The organism is Kitasatospora sp. NPDC058115 (assembly GCF_042884635.1).
GTDB lineage: Bacteria > Actinomycetota > Actinomycetes > Streptomycetales > Streptomycetaceae > Kitasatospora.
Genome location: NZ_JBHVTL010000025.1, coordinates 129,386 through 151,426 on the forward strand (window position 1 = coordinate 129,386; position 22,041 = coordinate 151,426).

The following is a 22,041-nucleotide window of genomic DNA, read 5'->3' on the forward strand; positions in this document are numbered from 1 at the left end:
GGGCCGGGCCGGGGCCGCGCCCGGGGCGGGTCAGGCCTGGCCGGTCGCGAAGTGGCTGATCCGGCCGCCCTCGACGGTGAACCGCCAGGCGGTGCGCATCTCGCCCCAGGTCTCGTTGCGGTAGTCGGCGACCAGGGCCCGGCCGCCGTCGGACTCGGAGCGGACCTCCATGTGACCGTGGACGGTGAAGATCTCCCGGTCGATCCAGTCCTGGAGGTCGCGCTCGGAGCCGTCGTCGGACATGGTCGCGTCCGGGGCGAGCAGGTCGACGAAGGCCTGCCGGTCGCCGGCGTTGATCGCGGTGACGGCGGCGCGCACGGTCGGGTCGGAGAGTTTGGCGGGGGCGATGGTCATCCGGTCTCCCAGGAGTCGAAGCGGGTCGGAACTCCTGTTTAGGACCTCGGCGGGGACTCGCCGCGCATGTCGGCGGCGAGTCGGGGATTTCCGGGGGCCGACTGTGCTTGGATCCCGCTACGGGCGATTCACCCCCCTGGGGTCCCCGACCGGGCCACGGGGAGTGGCGTACGGAGCGGGAAGCCGGCCGGCCCGGCTTCCCGCCCCGCGTTCCGGGGCCGTGCGGCGGTGCGCCGCCGCCTAGAACAGGCCGGTGGCCTGCGGGGAGTAGCTGACGAGCAGGTTCTTGGTCTGCTGGTAGTGCTCCAGGACGGCCTTGTGGCCCTCCCGGCCGATGCCGGAGTTCTTGTACCCGCCGAACGCGGCGTGGGCCGGGTAGGCGTGGTAGCAGTTGGTCCAGACCCGGCCGGCCTGGATGGCGCGCCCCGCCCGGTAGGCGGTGGTGCCGTTGCGGGTCCAGACGCCGGCGCCGAGCCCGTAGAGGGTGTCGTTGGCGAGCGCGACCGCGTCGTCGAAGCCCTCGAAGCGGGTGACCGCGACGACGGGGCCGAAGATCTCCTCCTGGAAGATCCGCATCCCGTTGACGCCCTCGAAGACCGTCGGCGTGACGTAGTAGCCGCCGGACAGCGCGCCGCCCAGCTCGGCCCGCTCGCCGCCGGCGAGCACCTTGGCGCCCTCGGCCTGGCCGATCTCGACGTAGGAGAGGATCTTGCGCAGCTGTTCCTCGCTGGCCTGGGCGCCGATCTGGGTGTCGGTGTCCAGCGGGTTGCCCTGGCGCATCGCCCGCACCCGGTCCAGGCCGTCGGCGAGCAGCCGGTCGTACACCGAGGACTCGATCAGGGCCCGGCTGGGGCAGGTGCAGACCTCGCCCTGGTTGAGGGCGAACATCGCGAAGCCCTCGACGGTCTTGTCGTAGAAGGCGTCCTGTTCGGCCGCGACGTCGGCGAAGAACAGGTTGGGGCTCTTGCCGCCGAGCTCCAGCGAGACCGGGATGAGGTTGCCGCTCGCGTACTGCGAGATCAGCCGGCCGGTGGTGGTCTCGCCGGTGAAGGCGATCTTGCGGATCCGGTCGCTGGAGGCGAGCGGGCGGCCGGCCTCCAGGCCGAAGCCGTTGACCACGTTGAGCACGCCCGGCGGCAGCAGGTCGGCGGTCAGTTCGGCCAGCAGCAGGACGGAGGCCGGCGTCTGCTCGGCGGGCTTGAGCACGACCGCGTTGCCCGCCGCCAGCGCCGGGGCGAGCTTCCAGACCGCCATCAGGATCGGGAAGTTCCACGGGATGATCTGGCCGACCACGCCCAGCGGCTCGTGGAAGTGGTAGGCCACGGTGTCCTCGTCCAGTTGCGAGACACCGCCCTCCTGGGCGCGCAGCGCGCCCGCGAAGTAGCGCAGCTGGTCGACGGCCAGCGGCAGGTCGGCGCCCAGCGTCTCGCGCACCGGCTTGCCGTTCTCCCAGCTCTCCGCGACGGCGAGGGCTTCGAGGTTCTGCTCGATCCGGTCGGCGATCCGCAGCAGCACCTGGGCGCGCTCGGCGGGCGGGGTGCGGCCCCAGGCCGGGGCGGCGGCGTGGGCGGCGTCCAGCGCGGCCTCGATGTCCTCGGCGGTGCCGCGGGCGACCTCGGTGAAGACCTCGCCGGTGACCGGGCTGGGGTTCTCGAAGTAGCGGCCGAGGGCCGGCGGCGTCCACCGGCCGCCGATCCAGTGTTCGTAGCGGGGGCGGTAGCCGACGATGGATCCGGGCTGCCCGGGGGGCTGGTAGACCGGCATGTTCTGGTGCCTCCTCGCGCTGTCGGGGCACCGCTCCGGCCACGCGGGCCGGAGCGGTGCGCCGGGCCGCGCAGGGGGCGGCCCGGCGGAGGGTACGGACACACACGCGGGTCGGGCGCCCCCGTGCCGGGGCGTCCGCCGGGTTGCACCCTAACCGGCGGGCGGCCGGTTCGGCTACGGTCCGTGCGGCATCGGTCGACGCAGGGTGGCGCGGGCCGCCGGCCCCGGGGCGGGCCGGGTCAGGCGGTCTGGTAGCGGCCGGTGCGGCGCTCCCAGCTCAGGTAGCCGGCCAGCCAGGTGACCAGCCCGTCGGCGTAGCGCTGGGCGACGATCCGCTCGACCCGGGCCAGGCCGAGCTCCCGGTGGACGTCGGGCAGTCCCTCGTACAGCTCCCGGGAGCGCTCGACCATCAGCTGCGCCTCGGCCATCACCACGGCGCACGCCTCCTCGGCCGAGCAGTCCCGCTCCCGCCGCACGATCATCACCAGGTTGTTGACGTCGCCGCGCGGCGCCTCCAGCGGGAACGAGCGCACGTCGTTGGTCAGCGAGGGGATGTCGGCGGCGAGCTGGCGCAGCTGACGCAGCACCGGATGGTGCAGCACGGCCGGGGGCACCTCGAAGTGGCCGAGCCGCTCGATCATGTCGAAGATGGTCTCCATCGCGGCGGTGCCGCGCCGCAGCACCTGGTAGCCGGCCCGGTCCGGCGGGTTCGGGCTGATCCGCCCGGCCGCCTCGGCGGGGTGGGAGGCGAGGTAGTACTCCCAGTTGTAGGCGGCGCGCGCCTGCCAGCGCGCCGGCATGCCCTGGACGCTGCGCTCCCACAGGTCCGCGAAGGCGGTCTCCACGGGCGAGCCGCGGTCGGGCGACGCGCCGTGCAGGACGGCGACCAGCCGGTCGCAGATCGGCGCCACCTCGGTGGGGCGGCGGCCGAGCGGGCCGTCGAACTGGTCGTCGAAGAGGAAGTAGAAGCCCATGAGGTCGGCGGCGAGCGCGAGTTCGTCGGGCCCGGCCTCGGGGTAGCCGAGCGCCGCGAGGTCCACGACGTCCCAGTGGGCGTAGGACGGGTGGGCCGGGTCGGGCAGCAACGGATGGCGGGTCAGCCAGGCGCGGTGCAGTTCGGTGGCGTACGGCCCGTGGTCGCTGCGACGGTGCGGGAACGGAATCTGAAGTGAGGTGTCGTCAGACATCGGACTCCCGGAGCTGCGAAGGGTGGGGATGCTGATGGGTATTGCGGGCGTGGGCGGGGGAGTTGGGGTGGCGCTGCCGGAGGGGTGAACATGGTCATGGCATGATCAACTTGGTATGCGGGGCGTAGAGTATCTGATGCAATGATCCGACGTTAGGGATATACGGCAATTGCCCTCGGCAGGTCTTCCAAACCCTTCAACTCGCCCCTCGCCTGCGTGAATACACTCCACCAGGCCCCCTGCGGCGCTAACCTCGGCTCCACGAGCAGGGATCGGCGAGGCGGAGGCACGACGGTGACCGAGCGGGACAGGGAATTCCGGGCGGAGGCGAAGCCGGGCGCGCGGGAGGCCGAAGGCGCCCCCAATCGCATCAGACTGCGCGACCGCGACTCCGAACTCCGCTCCGCCGAGTCCGCGGTGGACAAGCTCTGCCGCGACTTCGCGGCCGGCGGCACCGAGATCGGCGAACTGCTCACCTTCTCCGGCCGGCCCGGCATCGGCAAGACCAGCCTGCTGCACGAGGTCCGCCGGATCGCCAAACTGCGCCCCGGCGCCACCGTGCTGTTCGCCCGCGGCGGCGAACGCCAGTTCAAGGAGCCCTACCACGTCCTGCGTCAGCTCCTCCAGCCAGTGCTCGGCAGCCTGGAACCGGGCGAGTTCAGCCAGGTGATGGGCACCTGGGAAGAGGTCGTCGGCCCGGCCATGGGCCTCAAGCAGCCCAGGAAGGGCGCCCGCCGCCTCGACCCGCAGGGCGTGCGCGACGGCCTCGACTTCGTCCTCACCCAGCTCGCCCCGCGGCGCGCCCCGCTGGTGATGATCGTCGACGACCTGCACTGGTCCGACCCCGAATCGCTCAGCTGGCTGGCCCAGTTCGCCGTCCGGGCGCGCGAGCTGCCCGTCCTGCTGGTCTTCGCCTACCGCGACGACACCGCCGACTGGCAGCAGGAGTCCCAGGAGCACCAGCGCGCCGTCGCCGCGCTGGCCACCCGCCGGCACGAGCTGAGCCGGCTCTCCCTGGTCGCGGTCACCGACATGATCCGCGCCGAACTCGGCGAGCGGGCCGAGGACGCCTTCTGCTACGAGTTCTGGAACGTCGTCAACGGCAACCCCTTCGAGGTCGTCGCCCTGCTCGACCAGGTCCGCGACCAGGAGCTGGAACCGGTCGAGGAGAACTCCCAGCAACTGCGCGAACTGGCCGTCGACGCCACCGGGATGACCCTCAAGTCCTGGCTGGACCGGCTCGGCGCCGCCACCCTGCGCTTCGCCTGGGCCGCCGCGATGCTCGGCACCGACATCCAGCCCGAACTCGCCACCCGGATCTCCGCCCAGAGCGCCGAGGGCGCCCGCGAGTCCATCAAGGAACTGCGCAAGCAGCGCGTCCTCACCAAGACCCCCAACGGCAACCTCGAATTCGTCCACCCGCTGATCGCCAGCTCGATCTACAACACCATGCCCGAGGCCACCCGCACCGGCATGCACGGCGTGGCCGCCGCCGAGATCGAGAACGCCGGACTCGGCCTGCTCGCCGCCTCCCGCCACCTGGTGGAGACCTTCGCGGGCGAGGGCGACGACCGCACCGTGCGCAAACTCCGCCGGGCCGCCTCCGAACACCTGCTGATCGGCGCGCCCGAGGCGGCCCAGCGCTGCCTGCACCGCGCGCTCGCCGAACCGCCGGACGACCAGGACCGCGCCGAGGTGCTGTACGAGCTGGGCTGCTCCGCCCTGCTCACCGACCCCGTCGCCACCGTCAACCAGCTGAAGCTCGCGCTCGACCCGGACGAAGGACCGCTGCGCCCCTCGCTGCGGGTCGACGCCACCTTCCGGCTCTCCGAAGTGCTCGCGCACAGCGGCGAGCTGCGCCAGGCCGCGGTGGTCTGCCAGGACGAGGCGGAGCGCACCGTCGGGGACCCGGCGGGCCGGCTGCGGCTGGAGGCCGCGTCGTTCATGTGGCACGCCTACCGCAAGTCCGAGGAGGACGGACCGGCCCGCTCCGCCCGGCTCGGCGCGCTGTGCGAGAGCCTCACCGGGCGGGAGGCGGCCGACCGGGCGGTCCTGGCGCTGCGGGCCTGGGACCTCACCCTGCGCGGCGAGCCCTCGGCCGAGGTGCTGCGGCACGCCGACGACGTGCTGGACAACGGCCGGCTGCCCAAGGGCCTCGGCTGGACCGACAACACCTGGGGCTTCGAACTGCCCGCCACGCTCGGCCTGTCCTACACCTACAACGACCGCATCGCCCAGGCCGAGCGGCTCTTCTCGGACGCCATCGTCCAGTTCGAGGTGGCGGGCTGGAGCGGTGCCCACCGGGGCTTCGCCTACTTCCTGATGGGCCTGGCCCGGTTCCGGCGCGGCCTGCTCGCCGAGGCCGAGGACTTCCTGCGCCGGGCGCTGCGGCTGTCCGAGCGGATCAGCTCCAAGCTGCCGCTCGCCTGGGACGCGGTCGGCGTGCTGATCGACACCCTGATCGCCCGCGGCCGCAGCCAGGAGGCCTGGGAACTCGCCCTGGAGTTCGGCTTCCACCCGCCGTACCACGCCACCGCGATGGTGCTGCCCGACGCCGCCTCGCTGTACGGCAAGCTGCTGCTCGCCGTCGGCCGGCCCGCCGGCGCGGCCGCCGCGCTGACCGAGGCCGGCGCCCAGCTGGACGTCCGGGGCTGGCACAACACGGTCTGGGCGCCCTGGGCCGGCCACCTGGCCATCGCGCTCGCCGCGGACGAGCCGGAGCGGGCCCGCGCGTACGCCCGCCGCTCGGTCGTCGACGCGGAGCGGTTCGGCACCGCCTCGGCGATCGGCACCGCGCTGCGGCTGCATGCCCAGATCGAGGACGGCCAGCAGGCGGTCGAACTGCTGGAGCGGGCGGTCACCCACCTCGGCCAGTCGCCGGCCGGCTACGAGCACGCCGTCGCCCTGGTCGACCTCGGAGCCGCGCTGCGCCGGGTCGGCCGGCTGGAGGACGCCCAGGAGCACCTCTACCAGGGCATCGAACTGGCCCAGCACTGCGCGGCCGACGGGCTGGTCGACCGGGCCCGGCGCGAGCTGGCCAACTACGGCCTGCGGCCCAACCGGCTCGGCGACGTGCGCGAGACGCTCAGCCAGCCGGAGTGGGACGTCGCCGAGCTGGCCGTGCGGGGCATCCCGCCGCAGCGCATCGCCGACCACCTGGCGCTCCCGCTCAACCTGGTCAACCGCCGGCTGGCCGCCGTCTACCGCAAGGCCGGCAGCGGCCCCGACGGCCTGGCCGCGGCGCTCGGCCTGCCGCCCGCGCAGCGCGACGGCTCCGACCCGGTCGACCGGCCGGGCGGCGCGCACGGGGACGAGGGCGGGTTCGGCGCCGGCCGCTGAACCGGTCCCGGCGACCGGGCGGGTCCCACGGCGACACGCCCGGCCGTCCTCCCGGCCGCAGCGCACGGCGCACCGGACGGCGCGCGGGCACTCGATGAGCGCCCCCGCGTCGTCCGCTGCGGCTCGCGGCCCGTCGCCTGGCTCCCTGCCGGGCCCGCGACGCCAGGGCACGCACGCCCCCGGCCTTCGGCCGGCGGGCACCCCCGCGCCGCGTCGCCGCCGGTCGCCGACGGCCGGGGGAGCCGCGGCCCGGTCCGACGAAATCCGGGGGACAGGCCCTAGGCTGACGCCGACCCGGGCCCATGCGGGGCCCGGCACCCCGGCGAAAGGGCGGGCGCGCTCCCGTGGCCCGCCAGTGAGGAGCAGGCCATGGCGACGCCCCCGGCGAACGGGCCGCAGACCACCAGCGTGCGGCGCGAGCCCTTCGAACCCTCGGGCGCGGGCGCCGCGATCGAGCGGTGGACGCTGCGCGCCGGACCGTACGAGGCGAGCGTGCTCACCCTCGGCGCCACCCTGCACACCCTGGTCGCCCCGGACCGCGACGGCCGCCCCGCCCAGCTGCTGCTCTCCACCGACCGGCTCGCCGACATCCTCGGCCCGGCGCGCCACTACGGCACCGTGGTCGGCCGGTACGCCAACCGGATCGCCGGCAGCAGCATCACCGTCGACGGCGAGGAGCACCAGCTCGCCCCGACCGGCGGCGGGGTCACCCTGCACGGCGGTCCCGACGGCTTCGCGCACCGGATCTGGACGGCCGAGGAGGTGCCCGGCGGCGTCCGGCTCGCGCTGCACAGCCCCGACGGCGACCAGGGCTTCCCGGGCGCCCTCGACGTCACCGTCGAGTACACCCTCGACCCGGGCGGCGAGCTGGCGATCCGCTACCACGCGGTGACCACCGCGCCGACCGTGGTCAACCTCACCAACCACGCCTACGTCAACCTGGCGGGCGAGGGCTCCGGGGACGTCCTCGGCCACCTGCTCACCCTGGACGCCGACGGCTTCACCCCCGCCGACGAGCGGCAGATCCCCGACGGCCGGATCGAGCCGGTGGCCGGGACGCCGTTCGACTTCACCACCGCCCGGCCGATCGGCAAGTCGCTGCACGACGGCCACCCGCAGCTGACCGGACCCGGCGGGTACGACCACAACTGGGTGCTGCGGCCGCGTCCGGCGGACGGCACCCCGGCCCGGGCGGCGCTGCTGGAGGACCCGTCCAGCGGCCGCACCCTGGAGGTGCTGACCACCGAGCCCGGCATCCAGGTCTACACCGCCAACACCTTCCAGGGCCGGGTCACCGGCGCGCGCGGGGTGCCGTACGGGCCGTTCGCGGGGATCGCGCTGGAGACCCAGCACTTCCCGGACTCCCCGCACCACCCGGCCTTCCCGAGCACCGAGCTGCGCCCGGGCGAGGAGTTCCGTTCGACCACCGTGCTGCGGCTCGGAACCACCGGCTGACGGAGGCGCTGCAAGAGGCTTTCCTCACGGAGGGTGGCCCCGGCGGCGACGGCCGACCGGGGCAAACCGTACAAAGTGTGGCGACATGCCCGACTGTCAACGACCGTGCGGCAACGCGGAGGACACGCCGATGTAACGATCGGCGTTTCTTGCAGAAACTTTCTGCAAGGTCTTTCCGCAACTGTTGCCCCGCTGTTAACTTCCTTGCGGGCCCGGCGGCAGCAACGGTGCGGTCGGCGCGAGGCAAGGCAGCCATTATGCGCCTGTCTCCGGTCATTTCGGGCACCCCCACCCTCCAAGGAGTTCTCATGCGGCGTGGCATCGCGGCCTCTGCCCTCGTTGTGGCCCTCGCGGTCTCGATGGCTGCCTGTGGCAGCAGCGGCTCCAGCTCCGACGGCAAGGCCGACGGGCCGGTCACCCTCACCTACTGGGACACCTCGAACGCCACCAACGAGGCGCCGAACTACCAGGAGCTCGTCAAGAAGTTCGAGGCCGCCAACCCGGACGTCAAGGTCGACTTCGTCAACGTGCCCTTCGACCAGGCGCAGAACAAGCTCCAGACCGCGATGGGCGCCAAGGGCGCTCCGGACGTGTTCCGCTCCGAGGTCGGCTGGACCGCCGCGTTCGCCAAGGCCGGCTACCTGGAGCCGCTGGACGGCACCCCGGCCGCCGCCGACACCGCCAAGTTCCAGCCCAGCCTGATCCAGCAGGCGAGCTACGAGGGCAAGCTCTACGGCGTGCCGCTGGTCACCGACACCCTCGGCCTGCTCTACAACAAGGAGCTCTTCGCCAAGGCCGGCATCACCGCCGCCCCCACCACCTGGGACGAGCTCAAGACCGCCGCCGCCGCGGTCAAGGAGAAGGCCGGCGTCGACGGCTTCTGGCTGAAGGCCGCCGACGGCTACTACGCCATGCCGTTCCTGTTCGGCGAGGGCACCGACACCGTCGACGCCAAGGGCAAGAAGATCACCGTCGCCGGGCCGGACGCCGTCAAGGCGATCGAGACCTACAAGTCCCTGTTCACCGCGCCCGGCACCGCCAAGGCCGACGTCACCACCGACGCCTACGCGCACATGATGGACGCCTTCAACAGCGGCAAGGTCGCGGCGATCGTCCAGGGCCCCTGGGAGATCACCAACATCTACAAGGGCTCCGCCTTCGCCGACAAGGCCAACCTGGGCATCGCCCCGGTCCCGGGCGGCTCCGCCGGCAAGGGCGGCGCCCCGACCGGCGGCCACAACATCTCCGTCTACGCCGGCGCCGACAAGGCCCACAAGGCCGCCGCCGGGAAGTTCGCCGCCTTCATGACCTCGGCCGAGAGCCAGGCCTTCATCGCGCAGAAGAACTCCACCCTGCCGACCCGCGAGGACGCCTTCACCCCCGAGGTCAAGGCCGACCCCGGCATCGCCGGCTTCCAGGCGGTCCTGTCGAGCGCCAAGCCGCGCCCCGAACTGCCCGAGTACAGCTCGCTGTTCGCGTCGCTGGGCACCAACCTCGGCAAGATCGTCCAGGGCACCGCGACCCAGGACGGCCTGAACACCGTCGCCACCGACTACGCCAAGCTCCTCCCGGGCTTCGCCAAGTAGTCCACCCCCCACCCAGCCGTCCGGTCCGCCGTTCCCCCGGCGGCCCGGACGGCCGGACCCGTCACAGCAGTCGCCGAAGCGAGGCGGCGGACCTCCCCCGAGAAGGTGTCGAACAATGTCAGTCGCCGTGCAGGGCGCCACCGGCAAGGGCAGCCGGCAGCGCGATCCGCGTCCGGGCCTGATGGAACGCGTCAAGCGCTCGTACGCCAGGCACTGGTACGCCTACGCGATGATCGCGCCGGTCGTGCTCGTGCTCGGCGTCCTGGTGCTCTACCCGCTCGCCGAGGGCCTCTGGCTCACCCTCACCGACGCCAACAGCCTCAACGTCGCCCGCAAGATCGGCGCCAACGAGATCCCGGCGGGCTACCGCTTCGTCGGCTTCGACAACTACGCCGACATCCTCTGGGGCCCCGGCTCCTACGACCGCTTCTGGTCGCACTTCGTCTGGACCATCGCCTGGACCGCGCTCTGCGTCGGCCTCCACTACACCATCGGCCTGGGCCTGGCCCTGCTGCTCAACCAGAAGCTGCGCGGGCGCGCCGTCTACCGGATGCTGCTCATCCTGCCCTGGGCCGTGCCGACCTTCGTCACCGTCTTCTCCTGGCGGCTGATGCTCGCCGACGGCGGCGCCGTCAACGGCCTGCTCGCCGCCCTGCACCTGCCCGAACCCGGCTGGCTGGACGACCCGACCGCGCAGAAGGCCGCCGCCGTCATGGTCAACACCTGGGTCGGCGTGCCGTTCATGATGATCTCGCTGCTCGGCGGCCTCCAGTCGATCCCCGCCGAGCTGTACGAGGCCGCCGAGATGGACGGCGCCACCGCCTGGCAGCGCTTCCGCCACGTCACCCTGCCCGGCCTGCGCACCGTCTCCTCGACCGTCGTCCTGCTCGGCATCATCTGGACGTTCAACCAGTTCGCCGTCATCTTCCTGCTGTTCGGCAACGGCGCCCCCGACGCCCAGCTGCTGGTCACCTGGGCCTACCGGCTCGGCTTCGGCCAGCAGCCCCGGGACTACGCGCAGTCCGCCGCCTACGGCGTCATCCTGCTCTCCATCCTGGTCGTCTTCACCGCCTTCTACCGCCGCTGGCTCGCCCGCAACGAGCGGGCGAACGGCTGACCCCGGCCAACCAAGCGACCACGAAGGAGGCACCCCGATGAGCACCACCACCGACCGACCCACCCCCCTCGCCGCCCGGTCCGCGGCCCCCGCCGCCCGGCCGGCCAAGGTCCGCCGCCGCGGCGGCACCGGCCCGCTCGCCAGGACCCTGATGCACGGCGCGCTGATCCTGGCCAGCCTGATCGCGCTGTTCCCGGTGGCGTGGATCCTCTACGTCTCGTTCGGCCCGGACAAGACCGACTACCTGCACCCCGGCGAGATCCTCGACAAGCTGACCCTCTCGAACTACGAGACGGTGCTGTTCGACACCGACTTCTTCACCTGGTTCGGCAACGCCTTCCTGGTCTCCGGCGTCACCACCGTCTTCGGCGTGCTGATCGCCGCCTCCACCGGCTACGCCGTCTCCCGGATGCGCTTCCCCGGCCACCGGCCGCTCATGTGGTCGCTGCTGGTCACCCAGATGTTCCCGATCGCGGTGCTGATCGTGCCGATGTACACGATCCTGTCCGAGCTCGACCTGCTGGACAGCTACCTCGGCCTGATCCTGGTCTACTCGACCACCACCGTGCCCTACTGCGCCTGGCTGATGAAGGGCTACTTCGACACCATCCCGGTGGAGATCGACGAGGCCGGCCGGGTCGACGGGCTCACCCCGTTCGGCACCTTCTGGCGGCTGGTGCTGCCGCTCGCCCGCCCGGGCCTGGCGGTCGCCGCGTTCTACTCCTTCCTCACCGCCTGGGCCGAGGTCGCCTTCGCCTCCACCTTCATGCTCAGCTCCGACAAGTACACCCTCGCCGTCGGACTCCAGACCTTCGTCAGCGAGCACGACGCCCAGTGGAACCTGATGGCCGCGACCGCCGTGCTGATCGCCATCCCCTCCTCGGCCCTCTTCTACCTGGTGCAGCGCCACCTGGTGACCGGCCTGACCGCCGGCGCCTCGAAGTCCTGACCGGCGTCCCCGCCGACGTCCCGACCGCTCCGCCCGCCACACTCCGCAAGGGATACCGTCCATGACCCAGAACCTGGCCGACACCTCCCGGCCCGCCGACGACGCCACCGCTCACGAGGCCGGTGCCGCCGCGGACAGAGGCTGGTGGCGGGACGCGGTCATCTACCAGGTGTACCCGCGCAGCTTCGCCGACTCCAACGGCGACGGCATGGGCGACCTGCCCGGCATCCGCAGCCGCCTGTCCTACCTGCGCGACCTCGGCGTGGACGCCGTCTGGCTCTCGCCGTTCTACGCCTCCCCGCAGGCCGACGCCGGCTACGACGTCGCCGACTACCGGGCCGTCGACCCGATGTTCGGCACCCTGCTGGACGCCGACACGCTGATCCGCGACGCCCACCGGCTGGGCCTGCGGATCATCGTGGACCTCGTCCCCAACCACTCCTCCGACCAGCACGAGTGGTTCAAGCGCGCCCTGCGCGAGGGCCCCGGCTCCCCGCTGCGCGAGCGCTACCACTTCCGCCCCGGCAAGGGCGACAACGGCGAACTGCCGCCCAACGACTGGGAGTCCATCTTCGGCGGCCCCGCCTGGACCCGCACCGAGAACCCGGACGGCACCCCTGGCGACTGGTACCTGCACCTGTTCGCCCCCGAGCAGCCCGACTTCAACTGGGACAGCCCGGCCGTCGCCGACGAGTTCCGCTCCATCCTGCGCTTCTGGCTGGACATGGGCGTCGACGGCTTCCGCATCGACGTCGCCCACGGCCTGGTCAAGGCCCCCGGCCTGCCCGACCTCGGCGGCGCCGACCAGCTCAAGCTGCTCGGCAACGACGTCATGCCCTTCTTCGACCAGGACGGCGTGCACGCGATCTACCGCGCCTGGCGCACGATCCTCGACGAGTACCCGGGACAGCGGATCGGCGTCGCCGAGGCCTGGACCCCGACCGTCCGGCGCACCGCCAACTACGTGCGCCCCGACGAACTGCACCAGGCCTTCAACTTCCAGTACCTCGGCACCTCCTGGGACGCCGCCGAACTGCGCGCCGTGATCGACCTCTCGCTCGACTCGATGCGCCCCGTCGACGCCCCCACCACCTGGGTGCTCTCCAACCACGACGTCACCCGGCACGCCACCCGGTTCGCCAACCCGCCGGGCCTCGGCACCCAGATCCGCACCCCCGGCGACCGCGAACTCGGCCTGCGCCGCGCCCGCGCCGCCACCCTGCTGATGCTCGCCCTGCCCGGCTCCGCCTACGTCTACCAGGGCGAGGAACTCGGCCTGCCGGACGTCACCGACCTGCCCGACGAGGTCCGCCAGGACCCGTCGTTCTTCCGCAAGGCCGGCCAGGACGGCTACCGCGACGGCTGCCGCGTCCCGATCCCGTGGTCCGGCACCGAGGCCCCCTACGGCTTCGGCCCCACCGCCGGCGGACCGTCCTGGCTGCCGCAGCCCGCCGAATGGGCTGCCCTCAGCGTCGAGGCGCAGACCGGCGACCCGACCTCCACCCTGGAGCTCTACCGCTCGGCCCTGGCCGTCCGCAAGGCGAACCCCGACCTCGGCGCCGGTGCCGACGTCCAGTGGCTCCCCGCGCCCGAGGGCGCCCTGGCGTTCCGCCGCGGCTCCTTCGTCTGCACCGTCAACACCACCGGTGCCCCGGTCCGGATACCGGCCCCCGGCCGACTGCTGCTCACCTCCGCCGGCGCGGGCCCGGACGTGGTGGACGGCGAGGCGGTGCTCGCCGCCGACAGCACCGACTGGTGGGCGGTCTGACGTGGTTGCAATAGGCTCTGGGACCGTGACTACGGCGCGACTCTCAGACATCGCGGCGCAGGCGGGGGTCAGCGAAGCCACCGTCTCCCGCGTGCTCAACGGCAAGGCCAACGTCTCGGCCACCACCCGGCAGACCGTGCTGGCGGCCCTGGACGTGCTCGGCTACGAGCGGCCGACCCGGCTGCGCCGGCGCAGCGCCGGGCTGATCGGCCTGATCACCCCGGAGCTGAGCAACCCGATCTTCCCGGCCCTGGCCCAGGTGATCGAGCAGGTGCTGAGCCGGCACGGCTTCACACCGGTGCTCTGCACCCAGACGCCGGGCGGCTCCACCGAGGACGAGCTCGTCGAGATGCTGGTGGACCGGGGCGTGGCGGGCATCGTCTTCGTCTCCGGCCTGCACGCCGACTCCACCGCCGACCACGACCGCTACGCCCGGCTGGCCGGGCGCGGGGTACCGTTCGTGCTGATCAACGGCTACAGCGAGCGCATCGACGCGCCGTTCATCTCGCCGGACGACCGGGCCGCGATGTGGATGGCCGTCCAGCACCTGGCCGAACTCGGCCACGAGCGGATCGGCCTGGCCGTCGGCCAGCAGCGCTACGTGCCGGTGCTGCGCAAGATCGAGGGCTTCACCGCGGCCATGCGGGAGGTGCTGGGCCTCGGCGCCGAGGAGGCCGAGGGGCTGGTCCACCACACGCTGTTCAGCGTGGAGGGCGGGCACGCGGCGGCCGGGGCGCTGCTCGACAAGGGCTGCACGGCGATCATCTGCGGCAGCGACATGATGGCGCTCGGCGCGATCCGCGCGGTCCGGCAGCGGGGCCTGGCGGTGCCGCAGGACGTCTCGGTGGTCGGCTTCGACGACTCGCCGCTGATCGCCTTCACCGAGCCGCCGCTGACCACCGTCCGCCAGCCGGTGGAGGCGATGGCCACCGCGGCGGTGGACGCGCTGCTGGAGGAGGTCGGCGGGAACGCCGCGCAGCGCGGGGAGTTCATGTTCCAGCCGGAGCTGGTGATGCGCGGCTCGACCGGCGCCCGGGCGCGCTGAGTCCGTACGCCGCGGGGCCCGGGAGCACGCTGCTCCCGGGCCCCGCGGCGTTCCGGCTCAGCCCTCCTGGACGGTCGGGCGGTCCTGGGTGACCCGGTGGCCGTCGGCGGCGTCACCGGTGCGGGTCTCGGTGCGCCGGCCCCGCTCCAGGTAGTCGCGGAGGATCAGTTCGACGGCGTCCTGCGGGCTCTTGGTGCCGGAGAGCATCATCACGTCGATCGCGAGGTTGGCGTCGAGCGAGACGGTGACCTGGGCCATGGTGACTCCTTCTCGGGTGCAGGGCAGCAGCATGCCCGTCGCGACCCCGGTTTGACCATGGCCGTCCGGCGTCCGGACCCGCCGGGGCACGCCGCCGCCCCCGGGGAGGAGCGACCGGACTCTCCCCGGGGGCGGCGGCGTGCGGGGATCAGACCCGGCCGGCGAAGTCCGGGGCCCAGTTGGCGAGCGTCTGGACGCGCACGCCCGAGCTCGGGTTGGCGGCCTCGACGTACTTGCCGTCGCCGATGAAGAGCGCGACGTGGTAGACGCCGGAGTCCTTGCCGTTGTTGGACCAGAACAGCAGGTCGCCCGGCTTGAGGGCGTCCAGCGCGACGTGGGTGGAGGCGGCGGCCTGGTCGGCGGCGACGCGCGGGACGGAGACGCCCGCGGCGCGCAGCGCGGCCTGGGTCAGCCCGGAGCAGTCCCAGCCGCCGTTGCCGGTGCCGCCGTAGACGTAGGCCTGACCGACCTTCGACTGGGCGAAGGCGACGGCCGCGGCCATGCTGCCGGTGGCGGTCGGGGCCGGGGCGGGGGCCTCGGCCTGCGCGGCGGGCTTGCTCGCCGGCTTGGTGGCCGGGGTCTGGGCCGGGCCCTGGGCCGGGGCCTGCGTGCCGCCCTGGCCGCGGTTGAACCAGTCGAAGCCCTGCCCGGTGGCGCGCTCGCCGAGGGTCAGGTGCTGGCCCGGGTAGATGGCGTGCGGGCCGTCGGTCAGGGTGGCGCGGTTGAGCTCGTAGAGCCGCTGCCAGCCGCCCTGGACCTGGTTGCGGTCGGCGATGGTGGACAGCCAGTCGCCGGCGACCACGGTGTAGTCCCGGGAGGCCTGCTGACCGGTCTGCTGACGCCACTGCCGGTCGCCCTGGGCCGCCTGCGGGGCGGCGGCGGGCTCGGCGGCCTGCTGCTGCGCGGCGGGCTTCTCGGCGGGCTTGGCGGCCGGCTCGGTGGCCGGGGTCCGGGCCGGGGCCTTGGTGGCCGGCCCCGCGGCGACGGAGGTGTCCACCGAGGCCGGGGTGCCGCCCTTGGTGAGACCGGCCTGGACCGAGCAGACCGGCCAGGCGCCGGGGCCCTGTACGGCCAGGACCTTCTCGGCGGTCGCGATCTGCTGGTCCTTGGTGGCGAGGTCGGCACGCGCGGCGAACGCGGTGCCGCCGAACGCGGCCCAGGTGGAGTTGGTGAACTGGAGGCCGCCGTAGAAGCCGTTGCCGGTGTTGATGCTCCAGTTGCCGCCGCTCTCGCACTGGGCGACCTTGTCCCAGGTGGCGATGGAGGCGGCCGAGGCGGTGCCGGCGGTCAGGCAGGGGATGGTGAGGCCGATGCCCGCGACGCCGAGGGCGGCGATCGCGCGACGGGTACGGCCGGACAGTCGGGTGCCGTTGGTGGGCAGCATGAAGACGCGGTCCTCTCCCACGCCTGCGAGGTGAGCTGTCGGATTCGGGCTGGAGTTGCCCGGCCGCGCTGTGGACGCGGCTTCACCCCTAGCCCGGGGCCGGTCCGTGGACCGGTCCTGGGCGAACTACCTGTGGTTCCCCCGCTCCTGCCGTGGTGCATTGCGCTGCCAGCACGCCCGACGGCAGGACTCGGCGTCGCGGACGTGCTGGGTCCGTGTGGCCACGAACGGGGAGCACGTTAAGCAGAGGCGCGTTCAAACCGCAAACATGTGTGACGCTCGTCACGGTTTGCGAAACGCATGCCCGCCGGCTGTCCTTCATGATCAGAAATGACCGATTTCCCGCAACGCCGTTCGCGGTCAACGCACCTGCCTGTGCCTCAGGGTGCCCGCGCCGGTCCGCCGTGCCGCAGCCGTCCCGGGGGAGGGCCGTGCACCGGCGGGCGCCGACGAGGAGCCGGGCGCTCCCGCCCGGCCACCCGGCCGTGCGGAGTGCACCGTCGGGCAAAGCTCCGCAGAACGGACATCACGCCCGAACCATCCCCAACTGGCCCGACTCGCCCGGCCCTCCGGCGCCGGCGCGCCGCCGCCACCCCCCCCCGGCGGCGATCGGCGGCACCGTCGAGAGCCGTGGCGCCCTCGCCCCCGGCCACGTCGACGCCCCGAGCCTTCCTCTCCGGGATCCACGAGAAGCCCCCCGGGGCGACGACGGGAAGGTGGCCGGTGCCGGCGCCGGCACGCCCGACCGGGGGCTTCGCCGCCGCCTGCGACGCCGTCAGCATCCGGGCCGTCAGCGGAGCTGCCGTCATCCTGAGGCCCCCCGGCGTGAGTTGGGCGGCAGCAGGCCGCCGCCGGACCGCAGGCGGGCCCCCGGGACCGTCCTGCTGCAGGACGCCGCCGCAGGGCCGTCTCCCGGGAACGCCGGAGGGCCCGGAACGGTGCGTCCGTTCCGGGCCCTCCGGGCGAGCGGGGCTACTGGGCGGCGTGGCGCCCGGCGGCGCGCGGGCCGCCCTCCTCCGCGGCGCCGGCCTCCCCGGCCAGGGCCTCGGCGTCGACGGCCGGCAGCGCGGCCAGGTAGGTGGAGGCGACCAGCTGGCCGACCGCCTGGTACGCGCCCACCGGTGCGGCCGAGGGGCAGCCGGACTCCTCGGCGGCGGTGGCGAGCAGCTCGGCGTCCGCCTCCGGGCCGATCACCAGCGGGGCCAGCGCCGGGTTCTGGGCACCCATCTCCTTGAGGTGGGCGACGGCGTCGGCGACCGAGCCGGGCACGTCCAGTGCGGCGGCGACGACCGGCACGGCGAGCCGGGCGGCCAGCAGCATGCCGGTGATCCCGGCGGCGTCGGCCGCGGCCTGCCCGCCGACGGTGGTGAGCACCACGCCGTCGGCGGCGGTCGCGATGGCGAACAGCCGGGCCCGGTCGGCGCGGGCCAGCCCGGCCTCGGAGAGGCGGACGTGCACGGCCTCGGCGAGCAGCGGGTGCGGGCCCAGCGCGTCGGTGACGGGGGCGCCGAACTCGGCGGCGAGCCCGTGCAGCGCGGGGAGGAAGTCGTGCGGGCCGGGCACCAGCGGCACCACGACCGGCGCGGGCAGTCCGGCCTCGGCGGCCTCGGCCAGCAGCTCGGCGACGGTGCGCTCGCCGTCCGCCTCGACGTCGGTGTCACCGGAGGGGAGGTAGCCGGCGACCGTCCGGACGCCGTTCTGCTCGCTGCGGACGATGGACAGCAGCTCCTCGACGACGGACCGGGAGTCCGGCCCGGCGGCCGCGGGGACGGCGAGCAGCAGGGCCGGGGAACCGGACGGGATCTCGGGGCGCTCGGGACGGCGGTGGCGCCCCCGCGCACGGGAGCCTGGAGTGCGGACGGGCAGTGGCGCGCCCGGGATGGCTGCGGTGCTCATGGCGGAGATCGTAGGACATCGCTCCACCCGCTCCGCAGTCGGCTGCCGAACCGGACGGGAGGGCCGCCGTGAAAACCGGACATAACCGGCCCCGGGGCGGCAGTTCTCCCGGTACCCCTTCAGATGCGCCGGAACGGGAACCGCGTTGCCGCTCCCGCGCGTGAGATGTCTCACAGCGCCCGCGCGGCCTGACGGAGGGTCACGGAAGGACGACTCCCGGCGTTCGAAGATCAACAATCGGCGGGTGGCCGCCTACGGGCGGTTATCGGCCCCTTGCCGATTCAGTCGGCTATGTCCGTTTACGTACCGTCAGGCGGGTGCCGCGTGAAGAGTTCCGGTTCGGTGTCGAAAAGGCCGTGCACCTGCAACGTCCCGTGCTGATGCACGTGCACTGGAGCTATCATCACGTCAAGTGAGGCGTTGTGCCGGGCCGGTACGGGGCCGGCCCGTCCGTTCGGCCGGGGCCGGGGCGCCGAGCTGAACGACCCACTCCGGAGCTCTTCGGGAGATTTCTATGCACGACACGCACGACACGTACGACACGTACAACGGGATGGCCGCCACCGACCTGGAGGGCGTGGTCTGGCAGAAGAGCCTGCACAGCAACTCGCAGGGCAACTGCGTCGAGTTCGCCGCCCTCCCGGGGGGCGAAGTGGCGATGCGCAACTCGCGCTTCCCGGACGGTCCGGCGCTCATCTACACCCGCGCCGAGATCGCCGCACTGCTCCTGGGGGCGAAGGACGGGGAGTTCGACCACCTGGCGGTCTGACCGGCCGCCGGCTTCACCAATCGGGGGGCCGTCGTGGGTGCTGACACCACGACGGCCTTTGTCTTTGTCCGGAGTCCCGGAGGCCCGGGAGTCCTGGAGGCGCGGGAGTCCCGGAGGTCCTGCTCCGGAAAGCCCTTCCGGACGGGGTCCGTCCGTGCCTGCGCCCGGGAATCCGCACCTCCGCCCGCGATCCGTGCCGCCGGGCGGGCCGGGAACGCCACGGCTCCCGTGCGCCGCCGCCGTGCCGAGCCGCCGCACGCGGATCGGAGGAGGGGGGCGCCACCGCCGGGGGCTGCCGGTGCCCGCTGCCCGAGGGTCGCCGGTCGCCGCTGCCGGGGTGCCGTTCGCCGTGCTGTGGTGGTTCCCTGAATCCTTCGGTTCCCCGGTTCCCCGGTTCCCCGGTTCCCCGGTTCACCAGTCGGTCGCTCAGGCCGAGCGCCGGTGCCGTCCGCCGAACTCCGTGACCTGGACGGGGGCCGGCCGCAGGGCCTCCTCCGCCTCGAACAGGGCCCAGACGACCTTGCCGCTGCCGAGCGGGTGCCAGCCCCAGGAGCGGCTGAACGAGTCGACCAGGTGCAGTCCCCGGCCGGACTCCGCCACGAAGTCCGCCTCCCGGGCCACCGGGCCGGTGCTGCTGGGGTCGCTCACCGCGCAGACCACCTGGGGCGCACGGTGCACGAGGCTTATTCGGATCGGCAGCCGGCTCTCCACCGTCGGTTGCGTGGGAAAGTCGTAGTCGTCCGCCGCACCGGGACACGCGCCGATCGCGTGCCGCAGCGCGTTGGTCACCAGCTCCGATGCCACCAGCGCGACGTCGTCGAAGAGCTCGCCCAGCCCCCACCGCTGCAGGGCGGTCCTGGCGAAGTCGCGCGCGGTTCTGACAGCCTCATAGCGGGGAGCGAGCGTACAGGTGACCACAAGGGGGTCGACTGCCAAGGCCGTTCCGGTGCTCATGAAGAGCTCCTCCCATAAGGGGGCGGACACGGCTGGACCCGCCGGGGTCATGCCGGTCACCTCCGACTCGCTCGGCCGCGCGGCCGCCCCTCGACCAGGCGCGCGCGCACGAGGGCCCGGAGGCGCGGGGGCGCTGCCGGGCCGGTGCACGGAATCGCGCGTGGGGTCGACGCGGAGCCCGCGGGATTGCCAGGGATGTGCAGGTGCACGTGCACCATCGTGCTCTGCGCTCACTGCAGATGCAAGAGTCGATTCACGTGCAGTCGTTCAAATGGCATATGCAAGCGCCGGATGCACGTGCATCCTGGTGTGCGGAGTGCAGAACTGATAGGAACATCCGTCAGTATCGGCACCGTGAGCGCTCAACTGATGGCAGACTGTGCGCTGTTTGCCCTAGGTGGAGGTTAGGACCGCATGACCACAGTTCAGCCGGGCGGCGGCTCGATGGTCCGCCGGATCCTCCTCGGCTCCCAGCTGCGCCGGCTCCGCGAGACGCGCGGCATCACCCGCGAGGACGCGGGCTACGCGATTCGCGCCTCCGAGTCCAAGATCAGCCGCATGGAACTCGGCCGGGTCAGCTTCAAGGAACGTGACGTCGCCGACCTGCTCAGCCTCTACGGCGTGGACGACGGCCTCGAACGCGAGGCACTGCTCGGCCTGGTCCGCGAGGCGAACAAGTCGGGCTGGTGGCACAGCTTCAACGACGTCCTGCCGGGATGGTTCCAGACCTATGTCGGCCTTGAGGAGGCCGCTGCCCTCATCCGTACCTACGAGGTCCAATTCGTCCCCGGCCTGCTCCAGTCCGAGGAGTACGCACGGGCGGTTTTCGGCCAGAGTCGGCCGGTGATCAGCGAGGAGGAGGTCGAGCGCCGGGTCAGCCTGCGCATGCGCCGTCAGAAGCTGCTCACCGAGGGCAACAGCCCGCGGCTCTGGGCGGTCATCGACGAGGCCGCGCTGCGCCGGCCGGTCGGCGGGCCCCAGGTCATGCGCGGCCAGGTCCAGTACCTGATCGACGCCGCCGAGCAGGCCAACGTCGTCATCCAGGTCATGCCGTTCCGCTTCGGCGCCCACGCCGGTGAGTCCGGTGCGTTCACCATCCTGCGCTTCCCCGAGCAGGATCTCGCCGACGTGGTCTACCTGGAGCAGCTGACCAGCGCGCTGTACCTGGACAAGCGCGACGACGTGGACGCCTACATCCAGGTCATGGAGCGGCTCTGCGTGGACAGTCTCACGCCCGAGCGCACCATCGACCTGCTGGCCTCGATCCTGAAGGAACGCTGAGCGGGAGCCGGGAGACGGCCGGGAGACCGGGCGGCGACCGGAGCACGACGGGGGAGCGGCCGCCGGCCGCCGCGGGTCAGCCGCGGGCCGGCGGCCGCTCCCGTTCCGGGGGGAGGGGCTGCGGCGGGCGGCCCAGCTGCCAGGGCAGGTCGTAACGGCGGAACAGGTCGGCGCGGATCGGGGCCAGCGGCAGCTCCGCCCCGGGCAGCAGCACGCCTATGCAGCCGCCCATGAGCGCGCTGCGCAGCACCGCGTGCTCGGCCACCGGGTCCGGCGCCCCCCAGTCGCGCAGCAGCTCCTGGAGGATGGTGCCCAGCCGCTGCTGCTCGGGGTCCTGGACGAAGGCGCCGGTGTCCGGGTCGAGGATCAGCGCCAGGTGCGAGCGCATCACCCGCGGGTGGTCCATGGCCAGGCCGAGCACCGCGTCGATGGCCCGGGCCAGCCGGGCCTCCGGGCCCGCGCCGGGGTCCAGCTCGTCGAGTGCGGCGGAGAGCGTCTGGTGCATCATCCGGTGGGTCGCGGACTGCATCAGCAGCCGTTTGCCGTCGAAGTAGTAGGAGAGCAGGCCGCGGGCGAGCCCGGCCCGCTCGGCGATGTCGGTCAGCGTGGTGCCGGCGTATCCACGCTGGTCGACCAGTTCGACGGTGGCCCGCATGATGCGTCGCCGGGAGCGCTGTCGCATCTCCTCATTGACCGAATCCCCGCGAGGTGCCATCGTGTCTGCTCCGTACGTTCGTTGGCTGGCGGCCAATATACTGGCCCGGCCGCCGACCGAACCCCGGCGGCCGGCCCCTGGCCGGGCGGACGGGTTCGGATCGTACGGAGGCGCCGGCCCTACCAACACGGGGGTTTGGTAGAGCCGGCGCCCTGCTCCTCGGCGAGGGCCGGACCGCGGCGCCGGGAGTCCCCGTCCGGGGTCCCTGCCGTCGTCCGGC

Annotated in this window: 17 protein-coding genes and 1 riboswitch; of the genes, 9 read left to right on the plus strand and 8 right to left on the minus strand. The window is 73.1% G+C overall.

All coding sequences use genetic code 11. From position 1 onward, the window contains the following. Positions 1–30: 30 nt before the first annotated feature. The 3 genes from ACFVVL_RS25815 to ACFVVL_RS25825 form a co-directional block, all read right to left on the minus strand. Complete coding sequence (locus tag ACFVVL_RS25815) at positions 31–354, minus strand: nuclear transport factor 2 family protein (protein WP_387679091.1); 324 nt, start codon at positions 352–354, stop codon at positions 31–33. Positions 355–594: 240 nt separating this feature from the next. Continuing rightward, entirely contained in the window at positions 595–2,118 is a 1,524-nt protein-coding gene (locus ACFVVL_RS25820) for an aldehyde dehydrogenase family protein (protein WP_387679093.1), read from the minus strand. Between the two features lie 239 nt (positions 2,119–2,357). After that, the gene (locus ACFVVL_RS25825) at positions 2,358–3,305 is read right to left on the minus strand and encodes a terpene cyclase (RefSeq protein WP_380295235.1); all 948 of its coding nucleotides are present in this window, start codon (positions 3,303–3,305) and stop codon (positions 2,358–2,360) included. 294 nt (positions 3,306–3,599) lie between these two features. Between ACFVVL_RS25825 and ACFVVL_RS25830 the strand changes: the two genes are divergently transcribed. The 7 genes from ACFVVL_RS25830 (at position 3,600) to ACFVVL_RS25860 (ending at position 14,564) form a co-directional block, all read left to right on the plus strand. Further along, on the plus strand, positions 3,600–6,644 hold the full coding sequence (locus tag ACFVVL_RS25830; protein ID WP_387679096.1) for an ATP-binding protein: 3,045 nt from the start codon (positions 3,600–3,602) through the stop codon (positions 6,642–6,644). A gap of 369 nt (positions 6,645–7,013) precedes the next feature. Next, positions 7,014–8,099, plus strand: coding sequence for an aldose epimerase family protein (locus tag ACFVVL_RS25835; protein ID WP_387679099.1), 1,086 nt, complete (start codon positions 7,014–7,016; stop codon positions 8,097–8,099). A 308-nt stretch (positions 8,100–8,407) separates the two neighbouring features. Next, a complete protein-coding gene (locus ACFVVL_RS25840) occupies positions 8,408–9,685 on the plus strand; it encodes an extracellular solute-binding protein (protein ID WP_387679102.1) in 1,278 nt (425 codons plus the stop codon). Between the two features lie 115 nt (positions 9,686–9,800). Then, positions 9,801–10,802: a carbohydrate ABC transporter permease gene (locus ACFVVL_RS25845; protein ID WP_387679105.1), complete on the plus strand. Its 1,002-nt coding sequence runs from the start codon at positions 9,801–9,803 to the stop codon at positions 10,800–10,802. Positions 10,803–10,839: 37 nt separating this feature from the next. Continuing rightward, the gene (locus tag ACFVVL_RS25850) at positions 10,840–11,751 is read left to right on the plus strand and encodes a sugar ABC transporter permease (protein WP_380295225.1); all 912 of its coding nucleotides are present in this window, start codon (positions 10,840–10,842) and stop codon (positions 11,749–11,751) included. Between the two features lie 61 nt (positions 11,752–11,812). Continuing rightward, positions 11,813–13,519 (plus strand): glycoside hydrolase family 13 protein, encoded by a 1,707-nt coding sequence (locus ACFVVL_RS25855; RefSeq protein ID WP_387679109.1) that lies wholly within the window; start codon positions 11,813–11,815, stop codon positions 13,517–13,519. Positions 13,520–13,544: 25 nt separating this feature from the next. Next, on the plus strand, positions 13,545–14,564 hold the full coding sequence (locus ACFVVL_RS25860) for a LacI family DNA-binding transcriptional regulator (RefSeq protein ID WP_387679112.1): 1,020 nt from the start codon (positions 13,545–13,547) through the stop codon (positions 14,562–14,564). Between the two features lie 57 nt (positions 14,565–14,621). Here the strand turns inward: ACFVVL_RS25860 and ACFVVL_RS25865 are convergent, their stop codons facing one another. The 3 genes from ACFVVL_RS25865 to ACFVVL_RS25875 form a co-directional block, all read right to left on the minus strand. Beyond that, entirely contained in the window at positions 14,622–14,822 is a 201-nt protein-coding gene (locus ACFVVL_RS25865) for a hypothetical protein (protein ID WP_380298127.1), read from the minus strand. 148 nt (positions 14,823–14,970) lie between these two features. Then, the gene (locus tag ACFVVL_RS25870; RefSeq protein ID WP_387679115.1) at positions 14,971–16,227 is read right to left on the minus strand and encodes a transglycosylase family protein; all 1,257 of its coding nucleotides are present in this window, start codon (positions 16,225–16,227) and stop codon (positions 14,971–14,973) included. Beyond that, positions 16,214–16,412, minus strand: a riboswitch (cyclic di-AMP (ydaO/yuaA leader). (Overlaps the previous gene by 14 nt.) A gap of 766 nt (positions 16,413–17,178) precedes the next feature. Continuing rightward, positions 17,179–18,102 (minus strand): hypothetical protein, encoded by a 924-nt coding sequence (locus ACFVVL_RS25875; RefSeq protein WP_380298131.1) that lies wholly within the window; start codon positions 18,100–18,102, stop codon positions 17,179–17,181. A gap of 514 nt (positions 18,103–18,616) precedes the next feature. On the opposite strand from ACFVVL_RS25875, the gene ACFVVL_RS25880 reads away from it, so the two are divergent. Continuing rightward, a complete protein-coding gene (locus ACFVVL_RS25880) occupies positions 18,617–18,871 on the plus strand; it encodes a DUF397 domain-containing protein (protein WP_380281362.1) in 255 nt (84 codons plus the stop codon). 426 nt (positions 18,872–19,297) lie between these two features. Here ACFVVL_RS25880 and ACFVVL_RS25885 read toward each other — a convergent pair whose 3' ends face one another. Continuing rightward, positions 19,298–19,825 carry an ATP-binding protein gene (locus ACFVVL_RS25885; RefSeq protein WP_380298134.1) on the minus strand — a complete coding sequence of 176 codons (528 nt, stop codon included), beginning with the start codon at positions 19,823–19,825 and terminating at the stop codon, positions 19,298–19,300. A 414-nt stretch (positions 19,826–20,239) separates the two neighbouring features. Between ACFVVL_RS25885 and ACFVVL_RS25890 the strand changes: the two genes are divergently transcribed. After that, positions 20,240–21,106 carry a helix-turn-helix transcriptional regulator gene (locus ACFVVL_RS25890; RefSeq protein ID WP_350571705.1) on the plus strand — a complete coding sequence of 289 codons (867 nt, stop codon included), beginning with the start codon at positions 20,240–20,242 and terminating at the stop codon, positions 21,104–21,106. Between the two features lie 76 nt (positions 21,107–21,182). Here the strand turns inward: ACFVVL_RS25890 and ACFVVL_RS25895 are convergent, their stop codons facing one another. After that, the gene (locus ACFVVL_RS25895; protein ID WP_387679120.1) at positions 21,183–21,788 is read right to left on the minus strand and encodes a TetR/AcrR family transcriptional regulator; all 606 of its coding nucleotides are present in this window, start codon (positions 21,786–21,788) and stop codon (positions 21,183–21,185) included. Between the last annotated feature and the right edge of the window lie 253 nt (positions 21,789–22,041).

Excerpts from the sequence above, each read along its gene's own strand:
- ACFVVL_RS25865 (WP_380298127.1), bottom strand. The coding sequence starts at position 14,822 with ATGGCCCAGGTCACCGTCTCGCTCGACGCCAACCTCGCGATCGACGTG.
- ACFVVL_RS25815 (WP_387679091.1), bottom strand. The coding sequence starts at position 354 with ATGACCATCGCCCCCGCCAAACTCTCCGACCCGACCGTGCGCGCCGCC.
- ACFVVL_RS25840 (WP_387679102.1), top strand. The coding sequence starts at position 8,408 with ATGCGGCGTGGCATCGCGGCCTCTGCCCTCGTTGTGGCCCTCGCGGTC.
- ACFVVL_RS25890 (WP_350571705.1), top strand. The coding sequence starts at position 20,240 with ATGACCACAGTTCAGCCGGGCGGCGGCTCGATGGTCCGCCGGATCCTC.
- ACFVVL_RS25835 (WP_387679099.1), top strand. The coding sequence starts at position 7,014 with ATGGCGACGCCCCCGGCGAACGGGCCGCAGACCACCAGCGTGCGGCGC.
- ACFVVL_RS25895 (WP_387679120.1), bottom strand. The coding sequence starts at position 21,788 with ATGCGACAGCGCTCCCGGCGACGCATCATGCGGGCCACCGTCGAACTG.
- ACFVVL_RS25880 (WP_380281362.1), top strand. The coding sequence starts at position 18,617 with ATGCACGACACGCACGACACGTACGACACGTACAACGGGATGGCCGCC.
- ACFVVL_RS25845 (WP_387679105.1), top strand. The coding sequence starts at position 9,801 with ATGTCAGTCGCCGTGCAGGGCGCCACCGGCAAGGGCAGCCGGCAGCGC.
- ACFVVL_RS25820 (WP_387679093.1), bottom strand. The coding sequence starts at position 2,118 with ATGCCGGTCTACCAGCCCCCCGGGCAGCCCGGATCCATCGTCGGCTAC.
- ACFVVL_RS25885 (WP_380298134.1), bottom strand. The coding sequence starts at position 19,825 with ATGAGCACCGGAACGGCCTTGGCAGTCGACCCCCTTGTGGTCACCTGT.
- ACFVVL_RS25825 (WP_380295235.1), bottom strand. The coding sequence starts at position 3,305 with ATGTCTGACGACACCTCACTTCAGATTCCGTTCCCGCACCGTCGCAGC.
- ACFVVL_RS25850 (WP_380295225.1), top strand. The coding sequence starts at position 10,840 with ATGAGCACCACCACCGACCGACCCACCCCCCTCGCCGCCCGGTCCGCG.
- ACFVVL_RS25875 (WP_380298131.1), bottom strand. The coding sequence starts at position 18,102 with ATGAGCACCGCAGCCATCCCGGGCGCGCCACTGCCCGTCCGCACTCCA.
- ACFVVL_RS25855 (WP_387679109.1), top strand. The coding sequence starts at position 11,813 with ATGACCCAGAACCTGGCCGACACCTCCCGGCCCGCCGACGACGCCACC.